Below are 14,117 nucleotides of genomic sequence, written 5' to 3'. Positions count from 1 at the left end.
TCACCCGAAGAGGGCCTTGGCAACGGTAGCCCTAAGCTCGCTCTCAAGCCTCTCTATCCTCGCGTCAAAGGTGTTGTCCACCCTAACGCTGCCGTCCGGGCTCTCAACGAGGACCCCACCGATGCACTCGATGGGCTCGCCCAGGGAAACCTCAACGCCCACCCTGCCGGAGAACTCCTCAATTCTGGACTCGATGAGCCTGAGCGTCCTCTCGTTCGAGCGGAGGACTATCTTCTCGGTTCCGAGCTCTTCAACGGCCTCTTTGGTAAGGCTGACGAGGGTCTCAAAGTACTCGTCGTCCGGAAGGGCCGCCAGCTTCTCCCTCATCGCCGAAAGAACCTCGCCTATGAGCTCTTCCTGAACGGCGAGCTTTTTCCTCCTGACCTCGAGCTTGGCGTTCGCTATTATCCTCTGCTTCTCGATATCGGCCTGCGTTTTTGCCTTCCTGAGTATCCACTCGGCCTGGGCCTGGGCCCTCTTCCTAGCTTCCTCCTTGAGCTTCTCCGCCTCGCGCTGTGCCTCACTGAGTATGTACTGAATCTTCTGCTCCGCCTCCCTGTGGATCTCCTGGATGATGAGTTCTGCACCCTCCATTCTCAATCCTCCATTGAGCTGTAAAGGAAAAAGTAGGGGTTCAACCGCCGAGCCCAACGCCAGTGGCTATCATGATGAGCGCACCGACGAGACCGAAGATGGCCATGGTCTCGGCCATAGCGGCGAAGATGATACCCTGGGTGAAGGTCTTCGGGTTCTTTGCAACGGCACCGATGCTGGCGCCGGCGATGATACCCTGCGGAATGGCCGAGAGGCCGGTGAGACCGACGGTAAGGCCGGCACCGAGCAGGATGGCGCTCTTAACGATGTTGTCGGTGGTTGCCTGGGCGAACTTGAAGCCGCCGCCGATTATGCCAGCGCTGAGCAGGATGAGGAACAGCGTGATGAGACCGTAGATACTCTGGGTCATTGGCAGACCCTCGAGTATCAGCGCGTTCTTGAAGTTCTTCTCGTCCTCTGCCACTGCTCCTGCCGCGGCTGCACCAGCTATACCAACTCCAAAGGCGGACGCCGCTCCAGCCAGTCCCGCCGCGAGGGCGGCTCCGAGGGATACGTAAACTATCGGATCCATCTTTCAAACACCTCCTCATTCGCTTCCACTTTCGAGCTTAAGCTTTGAAAATACCCTCCTTGCCCTGAAGGGCTCGAAGGGCTTTCCATCACCGGAATAAAACGTCCCGAAAAATTCAACGTACTGAAGACGGAGAGAGTGAACGAAGGCACCGAGGGCGTTTATGGCGGTCGAGAACAACTGGCCCCCGATGAATATTATGAGCCCCACGATTATTCCAAGCGGGACGACGCTTATCTTGATCCCCCAGACCATTCTTGCCAAAACGTTGATGACCATCGCTATTCCGCCGGTTGCCAGTGCCAGGGCCATCAAACGGGCGTAGCTGAGCCACGTTCCCACGAAGCCGAAGAAGTCCGAGATTATCATCAGCGCCGCCAGTCCGCCGTTGGCCACTATCTCGCCTATCGCAAAGAGGACTATGCCGATTCCGAAGAGAGGTTTAGCCAGAACCGCGCTGCCAGTTGCCGCAAAGAGGACTATGGCGAGTATTATGAGCATCCAGGGAAGCTGTTCCAGCAGAGCACCCTTCCTGTCGCCGTTCTTCCACTTGACTATGAAGCCTATGGTGTAGCCCGTGAAGAGGTGAGCAAGGCCTATCGCCAGCGCTAGCATCAAGACGAACATCGGCTGCTTGAGCGGGTCTGCTATTCTCCAGAACTGGGCCTTAGGGTTGCCCGTGAGGTGCTGGAGGACCACGTCGCCGGCGTTGCCGAAGTAGCTGCCGAACAGGATTCCCATGAGCATCGTGAAGAACGAGCTTATCAGCAGGGTATAGGCAAACTTGTAGGTTCCGTCGTTGAACTTCCTGTGTCCCTTGACGAGCAGCGCAGCCACGATGCCGACGATGAGACCGTACATGAAGTCGGTGAGCATGAAGCCGAAGAAGAACGAGTACGTGAAGGCTATTATCGGCGTCGGGTCTATCTCGTCGTACCTCGGAACGCCGTACATCTCGGTGAGCATCTCGAAGGGTCTCGCCCAGCTTGGATTCTTGAGCTTGATCGGGATCTCCTCCAGCTCCTCCTTCTCCGGCTTCTTGAAGGAGACGTAGACGACCCCGTTCGTTACCTCCCTGACGCCCTCCTCAACCTTCTTCGCCTCTTCCTCCGGAACCCAGCCGGTCAGGGCGAAGGTCATGTTGGTTCTGGCGAGCATGCTGAGGGCATTGGCCTTGTTGCGCTCGTTCTCAACGAGTTCGAGGTAGAACAGAACGTCACGGTAGTACTTCTCAGCTATCTCGCTGGCCTCCCTGCGCGCCTCCTCCAGCTCGTCGAGCTTCTTGGAGAGCATCCTGCGGTACTCCTTGAGGAGTTCGGAGGGAGTTCCCTCGCCCTTGGGGATCTCAAGCCTCTCGAAGGAGTGCTTCGCGAGAACCGGGTTGGCTTTATCGTAGTCCTTCGTCAGGAAGGCCAGGGCCATTACAACGGTGTCCTTGAGGTCCCTGTGAACAACGGCAACCCTTCCCTCGAGCGCGGAGGAGAGCTCCTCCATGAGGGCAGGGAACTTGGCCCGGTCAACGGTTCCAACGAGAACGGTGACGGTTCCGCTGTGCCTGAGGTAGGAGACGTCGATGTTGAAAGAGGAGAGCATTTCAAGGATCTCTATGTCGGCCTTGATCCTCTCAATTTCCGTGTTTATTGAGCTTATCCTGCCCTCAACGGCCTTGACGAGGGGTTCAACTTCAGCAAGAAACTTCTCCGTGTCCTTTATGAGCCTCTCTATGCCGCGGTAGTGGTACTCCTTCTTCTCCGGCTCCCTTGGAAAGATGAACTCCTTAATGCCACCCCCCTTGGCCGGCAGATGGGCCCTCAGAAAGTCGGCCATTCTCGATATCGTGATCGCGTAGGATGCAGCCTTGCGGTAGAACTCGTTGGGAGCGTCCCTCTGGGCGATCTTGACGTCGACTTCCCTGATCTCCACAACCCCTGCCTCGTGGAGGTACGTGAGTAGCTTATCCCTGTACCTCTCGAGGGTTATCAGCTCAACCTTGAGCATTTCAGCCGGCCGGAACATGCTCAACTCCCTCTCACGAGTTGTACTGCGGCAGAAACGGCCTTTTCGAAGTTCTGGGTGGCTTTAACCTTCATCTCCTCGATCTCTTTTTCCCCGGCCTCGATGATCTTCTTTGCCTCATTCTCGCCTTCTTTCCTGGCCTTTTCAACGAGTTCCTCCCCCTCGGCCTTCGCCTTCTCGATGATTTCCTCTTCAATGAGCTTCGCCTCTTCCCTTGCCTTTTCAACGATTTTCTTTGCCTCCGCCTTTGCCGCTTCAATTCTCGCCTCTGCTTCTTTTTCAGCATCAACAATGCGCTTGATGACGTCCTCCATGATTGGCCCCCCATGAAATTGAAAACAGGTTCCAGCTTCCGGCTTTGGCTAACCTAATTCACCTTAAATAATTTGTGGTGGGGAAGCCTCGAAACCCAAAACCAGAAAAGGACAAAGGACGAAGATCAAAGGGGGTGAGAGAATGTTCGACGTGATCGGAATAGGGAACCTCAACTACGACATAATAATGCTCGTGGACCGCTTTCCGGAGTTCCATGAGAAGATCCCGGCGAAGGAAGCCGTTTTCGGACTGGGAGGCGCTGCAGGAAACACCATAACGTGGCTCGCCCACATGGGGCTGAAAACGGGCTTCATAGGGGCTGTTGGAGACGATGACGTTGGCAGGGCCCACATCGAGTACTTCAGGAGAATAGGAGTAGACACCGGCGGAATAAAGGTGGTGGACGTTCCCTCGGGCATAGCGGTGGCGATAATTCACGGGGAGGATAAGAGGATCGTGAAGTACCTCGGGGCAAACGAAAAAAGGGAGCTGGACTTCGACTACATGAAGAGGGCAAGGCACGTCCACCTTTCGTCCAATCCCCCCAGGATAATCAGAGAAGCGGTTGAGTTCGCAAGTGAGAACGGGATAACTGTCTCCGTGGACATTGGAGAAGCCCCTCTCCCCGAGGACGTGGAAGAGAAGATAGACTACCTCCTCATGAACGAGGACGAGTACCGGAGGAAGTTCGGCTCGCTCGATCCGGGCCTGTCAAAGGCCAAGAACCTCATAATAACGCTGAACGGCGGCGGGGCCCTCGTGAGGGACCGGAAAGGAAGGGTAAGGGAGATCAGGGGGCTGAGCGCGAAGGTAGTGGACTCAACCGGCGCAGGGGATTCCTTCGCTGCCGGCGTCATCTTCGGAGCGTTGAAGGGGTGGTCGCTTGAGGATTCCGCAAAGCTGGGCATGCTGCTGGCTTACCTGACCGTTCAGAAGGTTGGAGCCAGGAGCGCGGTCGTGCCGCTCGAGAGGATAGTGGAGAAGAGCAGGGAGCTCAATCTGAACCTTCCGTTCGATGGGAACCCTTAAAAATTCAAAGGGCTAAAGGTTAGAGAACCTCAAGGTCATCGAGCGCGGAGGTGATCGCGTGGAAATAATCGTTGAGAACTTCAAGCCCAAGGTGACGAGGCCCTTTAAGAGGAAGAACGAGTACTGGATCAAGCTCATCCTTCCGGACGGCGAGGAGTACATAATGAAATTTAAAACCCCCCTGGAGGCAGAGGATGCAATCTACGGAATGCTGGACGATCTTCAGGTCTACGGCGGGAAGGTAAAGCTCAAACTCCGCGAGGGAAACGTCATCGAGGACATCGAAGTTCTGGAACTTTACAAGCCCTCCGCGAAGGAGCTCGTGGAGGAGTACTTCGGAGGATAAAGTCAGGAGAGGCTCTCAACGGCCTCCTCCACCCTCTGGAATATCTTTTCTTCGTCGAGCGTCAAAACCTCGCGATCGAGCATTAAAATCCTGCCATCAACTATCGTCGTCTCCACGTCGTTGCCGTTGGCGGAGTAAACGATGTGGCTCACAACGTCGTTTATCGGCCTCAGGTGGGGCCGGTTGAAGTCGAAGATGACTATATCCGCGAGGTAGCCGGGCTTTATGACGCCCGCATTGAGGCGCAGAGCTTTAGCGCCGTTCTGTGTTGCCATCCTGAAAACCGTCCTTGCATCTGCAACCGTAGGGTCGAGGTTGTGGACCTTGTGGAGCAGAGCCGCTAACTTCATCTCCTCGACCATGTCGAGGTTGTTGTTGCTCGCGCTCCCATCGGTTCCGAGGCCGACGTTAACTCCAGCGTTCAGGAGCCTCTGGAGGGGCATCACACCGCTGGCGAGCTTCATGTTGCTTGCAGGATTATGAGCCACTGTAACGCCGTTCCTCGCGAGAATCGCTATGTCTCTGCTGTCTAGCCAGACGCCGTGCGCTATTATCACATCGCTCCCGAAGAAGCCAATGTCTTCGAGGAGCACGACGGGGCTCTTTCCATAGCGCTCTTGAATCTTGCCGAGCTCGGCCATCGTCTCGGCCACGTGAATAGTTATCAGCTTCCCGTGCTCGTCCGCGAGCTTTCTGACCTCCTTCAGCAGAGCTAAGGAGCAGGTGTATGGGGCGTGAGGCCCGAAGACGAAGTGAACCCTGTCGGAGTTGAGGCCCTCAATGGCCTTCATCTCGCGGAGGGCTTCTTTAATCTCCTTCTCCGTCCTATCGGGGTCGCCGAGGTCTATCATGCCGTAGCTGAGGTAACCCCTCAGACCCGCCTCAAGGGTTGCCTCTGCAACGGCGTCCATCTGAAAGTACATGTCGAGGAAAGTGGTAGTGCCGGTCTTAATCATCTCGAGCGCTCCAAGGTAAGCGCCGACCTTGATGTGGTCGCGCGTTAGTTTGGCTTCCCTCGGCCAGATGTGCTTCTCCAGCCACTCCATCAGCGGCAGATCGTCGGCGAGGCCGCGGAAAAGGCCCATCGGAGAGTGGGTGTGCAGGTTAATGAAGCCGGGAGAAACTACCTTTCCGGTGGCGTCTATTACCGTATCCGCGCTCTCTTTGATTCCCCTCTTTACCTCAACTATTCTGTTGCCCTCGATTAGAACGTCCGCTTTGATAACTTCAAGGTTTTCACCGTAAACCACGTAACCGTTCCTGATGAGAACGCTCATGGCGATCCCTCCTTTTAAAGGGGTGTGTTTCCGCTGGAAGTTAAAAAGGTTAGCGATAACATGTCCCGGCGAGTTTTAGAAATTCTAATAAATCTTGAAAGCATTATAACAGATTGCATACGTTACCATGGGGTGTAGCGCATGAGAAAGATTGCAATTTTTGTAGTTTTGGTGGCTATTCTTGTTGTCAGTGCAAGCTATGCAAGCGCCGCAGACCATCCACTGAAGAAAGGGGACTGGATGAAGTACAAGATATACGTTCATGTCAAGGGGAAAACCCAGGATACACAGACCGAGATCTCTGGAACGATTTACGTAAAGTACAAGGTAACCGAGGTGGACGAGGACGGGTTTACCCTTGAAGTTGTGGATGTGAGCGGGGACATAGATAAACTACGGGAAAGCAATTTCGGGGACTGGGAAGACCTAACAAAGGGAAGCACTCTCCACCTCTACTGGGACGAAGACCCTGAAAAAGGCAACGTTTATGCCGATCCGAATCAGCTTCCGAAGGATGGAAAGGTGGACCTCAGTGAGGAGGGCATAACAGCTACCGCATACTACGATACTAAGACTGGAATATTGAAAAAGCTCTCCGCCAACGGGAAGCTTGAATTCGGGGGAGCATCGGTTGAGATAACGTTTAAGGCGGAGCTAGTCGATTCAAGCGTGATAAAGTCATCAAGTGGCCTCTGTGGACCTGCCCTCATCGTTGGACTCACCCCCCTAATCCTCGCGGCAAAAAGACGAAAGTAAGGCCCCTTTTCTTTTTTCTCAAATAGGAACCCAGAGGCTCCATGAATAGGGGTTAAACTCGTTGTAATGGTTCCAAACGCTCGCGCAGCCGCTCTCCACCAGCCATTCGTTGACGTTGAGGGCGTAGCCGTAATCCCAGAATGGGAGGTAAACGACCGCGACGACCCTGCCGTAGTGGTCAGTTTCGTAAACGTCATCGACGTCGAGGTAAACGTGACGTCCATATGCATCGAAGAGCCACTCAAGGGCAGCCTTAGACTCCTTACCTTCCGCCGTGTAGAGTTCGGGAGCGTTTACGTCGGCGAAGCGAACCTTGAAGGTTTCTCCGGCCCTGTAACCGTAGTATGAGTGGAACCAAACGGTGTCTCCATCTACCACCTTTGTTACGTAGCCGTAGGCCTGAAACTCGTAGGCAGAGACAAATCCCGAAATCAGGAGAAAGAACACCACCGGAGCAATCGCAAGGGCTTTCCTCACGGCGACCACCGCTTCAAGAGGGAACTGAAGATTTTAAAGTTTTCCAAATTCCCGGCGAGATAGTGATGAGCCAAAGCAGAATTCAACATAAAAATGGAAAACCAAGTAACCACCAGCTCAAACAAACATCGTCTTCAGGACATCGGCGCAGCCGCACTTCCTCTCTTCTGGAATCCTCGGGATGCCCTTCTTGAGAAGCTCCTGAACCTTGTAGTTGTTCTCGGCCATGACCTTTAGGACCTCCTGGGCATCCACCGGCTTGTCGGCCCAGACGTCGTAGTCGGTGACCGTTGCGATGTTCACGTAGCACATTCCGAGCTCCCTGGCCAGGTTTATCTCGGGAACGAGCGTCATTCCGATGATGTGGGCGTACTGCCTGAACATGAAGCTCTCGGCGCGCGTTGAGAACCTCGGGCCTTCGATGCAGACGTATGTGCCCTTCTCGTGGACCGGGAAGCCTAGCTCTTTTGCCGTCTCGTAGAAGATTTTCCTCATCTCGGGGCAGAAGGGGTCGGCCATCGAAACGTGGGCCACTTTAGGTCCGTTGTAGAAGGTGTAGTCCCTCTTTTTGGTGAAGTCAATGAACTGGTCGGTTATCACTATGTCGCCCGGCTTATACTCCTCGCGGAGCGAGCCAACTGCTGTAACTCCTATGACCCTCTCGACTCCCAGCTCCTTGAGCGCCCAGATGTTCGCGCGGTATGGAACCTCATGGGGCGGGAACTCGTGGTGCTTGCCGTGCCTCGGTATGAATGCCACCTCGACGCCCCCTATTTCGCCGATTTCCACAGGAGCAGAGGGCCTGCCGTAGGGTGTGTGAACCTTTAGAGTTTCCTTCGGCTCGAAGACGCCGTAAACCCCGGAACCGCCTATGATGCCTATCCTCGGCATGGTCATCACCGTGTTAAATGCTCGCTCCACTCATATAAGGGTTGCCTTTCCGGTGAAGAAGTACTATCGGAGATGGTGCTTTCACTGAGAGATTAGAACGAAAAGAATATAACCTTCATCGAGTATAACATGCAGGTAGCGGGTGATACGCATGGGGCGAAAATGGATCGCCGCGGTCGTTATCGTTTTCCTCATCTCATCCATCGCCCTCGCCTACGAGCGGCACTCTGGGAAAATGGAAAACCCCTCCACGTTCGCCCTCGCACTCCAGCCACTGCCCGACGGAAAGGTCGCAGTCCTTGAGAAAGGACCCCTCGGAAAGGTTCTCGGGGCGAAGCCCCGCAACGGAGAATGGGCAGACTATCTAAAGGAGGACTCACACGTTCTGAAGAGCGTTCCGGCACCAATAGTTCTTTACTTCACCAGCGACAACAGGATCGTTGTGGGAACGGTGAAGGACGGAAAGTTAGGCCAAACCGTCGAACTCAACCTAACCAAACTGCTGGAGCGCGCAGGGAGCGGAAACGCCGGAAAGGGAGTTTCTGAGTGTCCCAAAGGATACGTACAGGTTTCGGATAGGTACTGCATTGATGAAAACGAACCCGTGGTTAAGGGACGTGTGAAGCTGGTTCAGGAGTGGGTACCGTTCATGGGCATGAAGATCGACACCGCCGAGGAACCGATCAACGTGGTCAGCCTCTCTTGGGGGATAATCCTCGACAGTACGGCCGTCGCGGATTACACCCTTGACGTGGCGGGCACACCGGCGGCAGTGCCGGGCAACGAATACGATGGGGAGAAGCTCAGAATAGCGTACAGTCCCGAGGGCATAGGGCTTCGGACTTCGAACGGCAGCATTGAACGCTACGTGAACTTGCCCCTCAGGTACCTCACCTTCCGGATGGAGATCGCGTGCTACGATAGATACACCGGAGAGTACACCCACATTCCGATTTCGGGCACCTATCCCATTGAAATCCAGCTGACGGGAGAGTACAATCTCACCGAAGGGCAGCTCAACAAGGAGATCACATCCAGCACAGGTGTGGAGGGCTCTATTCTCACGGATCACCCCATCAAAAAAGGCCTGTTCCCAATAATGAACTCAACCAGACAGATAAGGGTGGTACAGAATGGCCACTACACAAACGTCGTTTTCGACTTTCAGGGAGGCAGTGGGTATTTCTACACCTTTCCCGTTGGCGGGAGCGATGATAACCCATCCGGAGAAGCCAGCGCCCAGCGTTTCCTCACCATAAGCTACTCCCCGTATTCAAAGTCCTTCCTGACGTATTCTATCACGATAATAAGGGCAACGCCCAACGCCGCTTACATAGTGGCAACCCCTGAAATCCCAATCAAACTACCCGGCGGCGAAGACGGGGGAGAAGTGGCCACTTACTTCACCGTGATAACCACGAGGGGAACTTAAATTCGGCATCCTTTTCCATTTTTGGTTCTCTTCTTCCGGCATGGCACGCAAACTTTAATAACCTTTGGGAACTAAATATTCCGGGGGTGGTGAGATGGAGGAGAAACCCGTCAAGCTCGTCCTGCCGGAGGTAAAGAACCCGATATTCATCGAGGGTTACCCGGGAATAGGCCTCGTGGGCCACATAGCGGGCAACTTCCTCGCGAAGGAACTCGGAATGGAGATGATAGGCTACGTCGAGAGCCCGTTCATCCCGCCGATGAGCATAGTCCTTGAGGGAAAACCCAACCCACCGCTCCGCTTCTACGGCAAGGACAACGTAATCGTGGCCATAGCGGACGTCTACGTGCCCCCGACGCTGGTAAACGAGATAGCACGGGAAGTGGCGAGCTACCTCAGCGAGATGAAGGCCGAGAAAGTAATCTCCATAGGCGGAATCGGCATAGGCTTCTTCAAGGAGAAGATGGAAGTGTGGGGCGTTGGCGCAAGGGAAGAACTCAACAGGGAGCTCGAAGAGGCCGGAGCGAAGATACTCCAGTACGGCTCGATTATGGGGATGAGCGGAAAGCTCCTCTGGGAAGCCGGGAAGAGAGGGCTGAACGCCTACGTGCTCCTCGGCGAGACGTTCGGCGACAGACCGGATCCGAGGGCCGCTGCCAACGTCATCGAGGTCCTCAAGAAGCTCACGCCTATTGACGTCTCGACGGAACCGCTCATCAAGGAGGCGGAGATGATTGAGGAACAGCTCAGGAAGATGCACGAGCAGATGGAGCAGGCGCGGAAGAAGGAGATGAAGCAGTACGAGAGCATCTACCTGTGAGGTGGTAGCATGGAGGCGGTAATCCTCGCTGGAATCGCGAGACGGGTTTTGGACGAGCTCCTGAGGAACCCCTACAGGACGATAGAGCTTAGGAGCGCGCGGAACGTCTTGGCCATCGAGGAGGCGATAGACGAGGCCCTCAGGCTGTTCCTCACCTACGACCCCTTCGACGACGTCTCCACTGGAACCGAAGGTCTCCTCGCGGAGCTGATAGAAGCTAAAGAGCTTGAGACGAGGGTTCCCTGGGAGGAGAGCGACGAGAGAGAAATCACCGTCTGCAGGGCAAAGGTGAAGCTGGTCGGCCTCGGGCGGGTTGTGGAGGTCGAGAGAAGGGACGGAATCCTCGTGGCGAGGGTCAGGGAACTGTTCCCGCACGAGATGAGCATGGGCTAAAACAGCTTGAGCTGTCTCCCCTTCGATTTTCTGCCCCTCTTCGGCGGTTCGAGCTTTCTGAATTCCAAACCCTCTTTTTCAAGCAGTTTTCTGGCGCCGGAGGTGAGCGAAGGGGCAACTAAAATACCCCTGACGTTCTCGTGCTTCTCGCGAAGGGTTTCGACGTAGCGCTTGAGCTGGCTGACCGCGTGCAAATCCGCCCTCCTGCGCTTCAACTCGAGAACTACGAGGTTTCCATCTTTGTCAACGCCGAGAACATCAACGATGCCGTGCTTAATGGGCTTCTCGCGGTAGAGGGGCTTAAAGCCGGGCTCTATAACCTCGGGGTTCTCGAAGATGAGCTCGGCCATCTCGGCCTCGCTGCCGGTCAAAGCGAGCTCCTCGTAGTCCTCTGCGTGGAAGACAGTGATGAGGTAAACCTCCTCAAGCTCGACCTCCAGCGTTTCCCTCGGCTTTCTCCTGACGGAGACAAGAACGGGCTTTTCGCGGAGCTCCAGCCTAACCACACTCCCTGGCGGCTGCCAGTTAACGGGTTCGCGCTTCTCCTTCTGGTGTATCAGAAACGAACCGTCGGGCTTGACGATTATAACCCTGTCGCCGGGGCCGAGCTCACTCTTTGCCCGGCCATCGTAGTGAACCCGACAGCGGGCGAAGATGGTGAGCACTCCCTCGGAGGAAACGGCCGAATCGACGAGGAGCTTTATTTCCTCTGGAGACGGGTTCTCCCTGAGCTCAACCTTGGGCATGGAGAAGAGTAGGGGAGGGGATTAAAAAGGTTAATCCTCAACTCCCCTCTCAGTAATCCTGAAGACGGCCTCGCCCTCGGGCAGGTGCGGGCTGTCTATGAGCCTTGCAACCCTCTTTCCGGCCTTACCCTTTCTGAGATAGATTCTGAGCGTCGCGGAATGAGCGAGTATGTGGCCACCGACGGGCCTCGTCGGGTCGCCGAAGAAGGCATCCGGTTTCGCCTGCACCTGGTTCGTCACGAAGACCGCTATGTCGTAGAGGTCGGCCAGACGGTGCAAATCGGCGAGGTGCTTGGCCAACTTCTGCTGTCTTTCGGCGAGGGAGCCCCTTCCAACGTACTCGCTCCTGAAGTGGGCCATAAGCGAGTCAACGACGAGCAACTTAACCGGCCTGTCGGTTGTCGCTTTCTCTTTGATTATCTCCTCAGCCTTCTCAACGAGAAGCATCTGGTGGTTGCTGTTGAAGGCCCTCGCCACGTAGATGTTCTTGAGCGTCTCGTCAGGGTCCAAACCGCGGGCCTCGGCTATCTGCCTTATCCTCTCGGGCCTGAAGGTGTTCTCGGTGTCAATCCATATCACCGAACCGCCGAGCCCACCTTCCTCGGGCGGTTTCTGGACCATGACGGCAAGGGTGTGTGCGAGCTGAGTCTTTCCGCTTCCGAACTCACCGAAGACCTCTGTTATGGCCTGCGTCTCTATTCCGCCTCCGAGGAGCTTGTCGAGGCTCTTGCTTCCAGTGGAAATCTTGCCGATGGTCTTCCTCTTCTCCATGTACTCGTCGGCGCGCATGAAGGTTCCTATGTTGGCCGCTTCCCTCGCGGCCTGGATTATCTTGAGGGCAGCGCCTTCGCTTATTCCGGCTATCTCCTTGAGCTCGAGCGGTGAGGCGACGGCTATGGCCTCTATGCTGTCGTAGCCTGCCTCGCGAAGCTTTTCGGCGGTGGCAGGGCCGACACCGGGCAGGTCCTCAAGAGTTTTTATTTCCTTTTCCTTTTTCTTCTTTGAGGACGATGACTGTGAGCTCTCGGCTATTTCAAGCTCCTCGAACTCCTCAAGCTCCTTAACCTCATCAACTTTCTTCTTCGCCATGAGACTCACCCGGGAATACCCTTAATGGAGGTAAAGTTTGGGGGTTAAATAGCTTTTCCCGGAAAACTCGGAAGTCCAATCTTTTAAGACTTTCGCCCTTTTCGAAAAACAAACCTTAAAAGCTCCTAGATCTTACTAGAAAACCCAGAAAAAAGAAAACTCGGCAAGATAAGCCCAAACATCACGGTTCTCCAGTGGAAAGGGAACTCCTCAGAACTATCAGTCTGGCACCCTCCGGAATCGGCTCGTCGAGAGGGGGATTGAGAACCGGGCCGTTGAAGTAGTAACCAAGGAGAAACATGTTCTTTGTCTCCTTGAGCTCTCGAAATGCCTCTATGTACGGCCTGCCCCAGAAGTTCCGACCGTCCATCACGGTGACGTCGTAGCCCTTAACCGAGCTCGTTATGTCATCTATGACGTCAACTACCTCCGGCTCGAACACCGAGCTGGCGAGAAGCCTTCCCGCCAAGCTCCTGCTCACGATGACCCTGTCTGCTCCGGCACCCTTCAGGAGCTCAACGCTGTCCTCGCTCAAGACCTCGACGAGAACCTTTGCATTTGACATCCTCTTCACCATGAGCGTCACGAAGACTGCCTTTGAGTCATCTTCCAAGGCGAGGATTACGTGGGAAGCTTTACCAACCCGGGCACGTTCGAGTGTCTCCCTGTTTGTAGGATCCCCAATGAGGACCTCTATTTCCTCTGGAAGTTCAACTTTCTTTCGCTCCTCCTCGCTGGGGAAGACCACAACTATCGGAGCCAGCCCCAGCTCACCGCGCTCGATTGCACCGATAAGCTCGTTAACGCAGGTTGAAACGCTGCTTCCCTGGCCAATTATCAGATAATGGCCGGAATAATTAACCCTGTGCATACCCATCATCCTCCTCAGAGACGACGATATGAAGTTTTCCGCCAGGAGGGAAACGAGGGCGGTAAAGGTCGAGATGCCCGCAACGGAGGCTATCATGGCAACTATTCTCCCGGCCTCTGTCTTCGGCGTAACGTCACCGTAGCCGATGGTCGCCATCGTTATGACCGCCCAGTAGAAGGCGGTGAAGAAGTCAACACCCTCAAAGTACGCGAAGGCAACTGCAAAAGCGACCGCCAAAAGGAGAACTGCAAGTGCTATCTGGATGAGCCGGTTCCTGCTCACCTTAACCCGCATTCGAAGCAGTCGCCTCACGACGGTAACCGGCAGCATGTAGTGAAATCGAGAAGAGGGCTTAAAAACATTGGTACACCAGACCCGGGGAATGAGCTCCGATGAACATTTAGCTCCAGTGGAAACAAAGGTCTTTTTCGATCGTCATCGAAAAGACCCCCCAGAGTTTCATTTCCACTGGAACCGGGATACGGAAATGGACGGGTTAGGGGGACATTGCATTTGAAAAAGTCGTTTTGGTT

16 protein-coding genes are annotated in these 14,117 nt (G+C 55.0%); 6 read left to right on the top strand and 10 right to left on the bottom strand.

The genetic code is table 11. The annotated features are described in order from the left end of the window. The 4 genes from TAM4_RS08500 to TAM4_RS08485 are packed head-to-tail and all read right to left on the bottom strand — an operon-like array spanning position 1 to position 3,456. Positions 1-594: a V-type ATP synthase subunit E gene (locus tag TAM4_RS08500; protein WP_014122831.1), complete on the bottom strand. Its 594-nt coding sequence runs from the start codon at positions 592-594 to the stop codon at positions 1-3. A gap of 40 nt (positions 595-634) precedes the next feature. Continuing rightward, positions 635-1,126 (bottom strand): V-type ATP synthase subunit K, encoded by a 492-nt coding sequence (locus TAM4_RS08495; protein ID WP_014122830.1) that lies wholly within the window; start codon positions 1,124-1,126, stop codon positions 635-637. Between the two features lie 15 nt (positions 1,127-1,141). Next, positions 1,142-3,142, bottom strand: a complete 2,001-nt coding sequence (locus TAM4_RS08490; protein WP_014122829.1) for a V-type ATP synthase subunit I — start codon at positions 3,140-3,142, stop codon at positions 1,142-1,144. A 2-nt stretch (positions 3,143-3,144) separates the two neighbouring features. Next, complete coding sequence (locus tag TAM4_RS08485; protein ID WP_014122828.1) at positions 3,145-3,456, bottom strand: V-type ATP synthase subunit H; 312 nt, start codon at positions 3,454-3,456, stop codon at positions 3,145-3,147. A 142-nt stretch (positions 3,457-3,598) separates the two neighbouring features. On the opposite strand from TAM4_RS08485, the gene TAM4_RS08480 reads away from it, so the two are divergent. Both TAM4_RS08480 and TAM4_RS08475 read left to right on the top strand, forming a co-directional pair. Continuing rightward, positions 3,599-4,486: an ADP-dependent ribose-1-phosphate kinase gene (locus TAM4_RS08480; protein WP_014122827.1), complete on the top strand. Its 888-nt coding sequence runs from the start codon at positions 3,599-3,601 to the stop codon at positions 4,484-4,486. 58 nt (positions 4,487-4,544) lie between these two features. Beyond that, positions 4,545-4,832, top strand: a complete 288-nt coding sequence (locus tag TAM4_RS08475; protein ID WP_014122826.1) for a hypothetical protein — start codon at positions 4,545-4,547, stop codon at positions 4,830-4,832. 2 nt (positions 4,833-4,834) lie between these two features. Here TAM4_RS08475 and TAM4_RS08470 read toward each other — a convergent pair whose 3' ends face one another. Beyond that, a complete protein-coding gene (locus tag TAM4_RS08470; protein ID WP_014122825.1) occupies positions 4,835-6,109 on the bottom strand; it encodes an amidohydrolase family protein in 1,275 nt (424 codons plus the stop codon). Positions 6,110-6,250: 141 nt separating this feature from the next. Here TAM4_RS08470 and TAM4_RS08465 point away from each other — a divergent pair, with 141 nt between their 5' ends. Then, positions 6,251-6,865, top strand: coding sequence for a CGP-CTERM sorting domain-containing protein (locus tag TAM4_RS08465; protein WP_048150457.1), 615 nt, complete (start codon positions 6,251-6,253; stop codon positions 6,863-6,865). An 18-nt stretch (positions 6,866-6,883) separates the two neighbouring features. Here the strand turns inward: TAM4_RS08465 and TAM4_RS08460 are convergent, their stop codons facing one another. Both TAM4_RS08460 and TAM4_RS08455 read right to left on the bottom strand, forming a co-directional pair. Next, positions 6,884-7,342: a thermonuclease family protein gene (locus TAM4_RS08460; protein ID WP_014122823.1), complete on the bottom strand. Its 459-nt coding sequence runs from the start codon at positions 7,340-7,342 to the stop codon at positions 6,884-6,886. Positions 7,343-7,459: 117 nt separating this feature from the next. Continuing rightward, the gene (locus TAM4_RS08455) at positions 7,460-8,233 is read right to left on the bottom strand and encodes an S-methyl-5'-thioadenosine phosphorylase (RefSeq protein ID WP_014122822.1); all 774 of its coding nucleotides are present in this window, start codon (positions 8,231-8,233) and stop codon (positions 7,460-7,462) included. A gap of 151 nt (positions 8,234-8,384) precedes the next feature. Here TAM4_RS08455 and TAM4_RS08450 point away from each other — a divergent pair, with 151 nt between their 5' ends. From TAM4_RS08450 to TAM4_RS08440, 3 genes are all read left to right on the top strand, one after another. After that, the gene (locus TAM4_RS08450; RefSeq protein WP_014122821.1) at positions 8,385-9,665 is read left to right on the top strand and encodes a hypothetical protein; all 1,281 of its coding nucleotides are present in this window, start codon (positions 8,385-8,387) and stop codon (positions 9,663-9,665) included. 94 nt (positions 9,666-9,759) lie between these two features. After that, positions 9,760-10,485, top strand: a complete 726-nt coding sequence (locus tag TAM4_RS08445; RefSeq protein ID WP_014122820.1) for a proteasome assembly chaperone family protein — start codon at positions 9,760-9,762, stop codon at positions 10,483-10,485. A gap of 9 nt (positions 10,486-10,494) precedes the next feature. Then, the gene (locus tag TAM4_RS08440; RefSeq protein ID WP_014122819.1) at positions 10,495-10,878 is read left to right on the top strand and encodes a DUF473 domain-containing protein; all 384 of its coding nucleotides are present in this window, start codon (positions 10,495-10,497) and stop codon (positions 10,876-10,878) included. Here TAM4_RS08440 and nucS read toward each other — a convergent pair. The 3 genes from nucS to TAM4_RS08425 all read right to left on the bottom strand — a co-directional run bounded on the left by nucS (position 10,875) and on the right by TAM4_RS08425 (position 13,914). Continuing rightward, positions 10,875-11,624 (bottom strand): endonuclease NucS, encoded by a 750-nt coding sequence (gene nucS, locus TAM4_RS08435; RefSeq protein WP_014122818.1) that lies wholly within the window; start codon positions 11,622-11,624, stop codon positions 10,875-10,877. The genes TAM4_RS08440 and nucS overlap by 4 nt on opposite strands. A 30-nt stretch (positions 11,625-11,654) precedes the next feature. Beyond that, on the bottom strand, positions 11,655-12,713 hold the full coding sequence (gene radA / locus TAM4_RS08430; RefSeq protein ID WP_014122817.1) for a DNA repair and recombination protein RadA: 1,059 nt from the start codon (positions 12,711-12,713) through the stop codon (positions 11,655-11,657). A gap of 181 nt (positions 12,714-12,894) precedes the next feature. Beyond that, positions 12,895-13,914: a TrkA family potassium uptake protein gene (locus TAM4_RS08425; RefSeq protein ID WP_048150453.1), complete on the bottom strand. Its 1,020-nt coding sequence runs from the start codon at positions 13,912-13,914 to the stop codon at positions 12,895-12,897. Positions 13,915-14,117: the final 203 nt, after the last annotated feature.

The sequence above is a fragment of the Thermococcus sp. AM4 genome, from assembly GCF_000151205.2.
Taxonomy (GTDB): Archaea; Methanobacteriota_B; Thermococci; order Thermococcales; family Thermococcaceae; genus Thermococcus.
This window is presented reverse-complemented; position numbering and strand designations above follow the sequence as displayed.

Excerpts from the sequence above, each read along its gene's own strand:
- TAM4_RS08495 (WP_014122830.1), bottom strand. The coding sequence starts at position 1,126 with ATGGATCCGATAGTTTACGTATCCCTCGGAGCCGCCCTCGCGGCGGGA.
- TAM4_RS08455 (WP_014122822.1), bottom strand. The coding sequence starts at position 8,233 with ATGCCGAGGATAGGCATCATAGGCGGTTCCGGGGTTTACGGCGTCTTC.
- TAM4_RS08425 (WP_048150453.1), bottom strand. The coding sequence starts at position 13,914 with ATGCTGCCGGTTACCGTCGTGAGGCGACTGCTTCGAATGCGGGTTAAG.
- TAM4_RS08490 (WP_014122829.1), bottom strand. The coding sequence starts at position 3,142 with ATGTTCCGGCCGGCTGAAATGCTCAAGGTTGAGCTGATAACCCTCGAG.
- TAM4_RS08470 (WP_014122825.1), bottom strand. The coding sequence starts at position 6,109 with ATGAGCGTTCTCATCAGGAACGGTTACGTGGTTTACGGTGAAAACCTT.
- TAM4_RS08480 (WP_014122827.1), top strand. The coding sequence starts at position 3,599 with ATGTTCGACGTGATCGGAATAGGGAACCTCAACTACGACATAATAATG.
- nucS (WP_014122818.1), bottom strand. The coding sequence starts at position 11,624 with ATGCCCAAGGTTGAGCTCAGGGAGAACCCGTCTCCAGAGGAAATAAAG.
- TAM4_RS08440 (WP_014122819.1), top strand. The coding sequence starts at position 10,495 with ATGGAGGCGGTAATCCTCGCTGGAATCGCGAGACGGGTTTTGGACGAG.
- TAM4_RS08465 (WP_048150457.1), top strand. The coding sequence starts at position 6,251 with ATGAGAAAGATTGCAATTTTTGTAGTTTTGGTGGCTATTCTTGTTGTC.
- TAM4_RS08500 (WP_014122831.1), bottom strand. The coding sequence starts at position 594 with ATGGAGGGTGCAGAACTCATCATCCAGGAGATCCACAGGGAGGCGGAG.
- TAM4_RS08450 (WP_014122821.1), top strand. The coding sequence starts at position 8,385 with ATGGGGCGAAAATGGATCGCCGCGGTCGTTATCGTTTTCCTCATCTCA.
- TAM4_RS08485 (WP_014122828.1), bottom strand. The coding sequence starts at position 3,456 with ATGGAGGACGTCATCAAGCGCATTGTTGATGCTGAAAAAGAAGCAGAG.
- radA (WP_014122817.1), bottom strand. The coding sequence starts at position 12,713 with ATGGCGAAGAAGAAAGTTGATGAGGTTAAGGAGCTTGAGGAGTTCGAG.
- TAM4_RS08445 (WP_014122820.1), top strand. The coding sequence starts at position 9,760 with ATGGAGGAGAAACCCGTCAAGCTCGTCCTGCCGGAGGTAAAGAACCCG.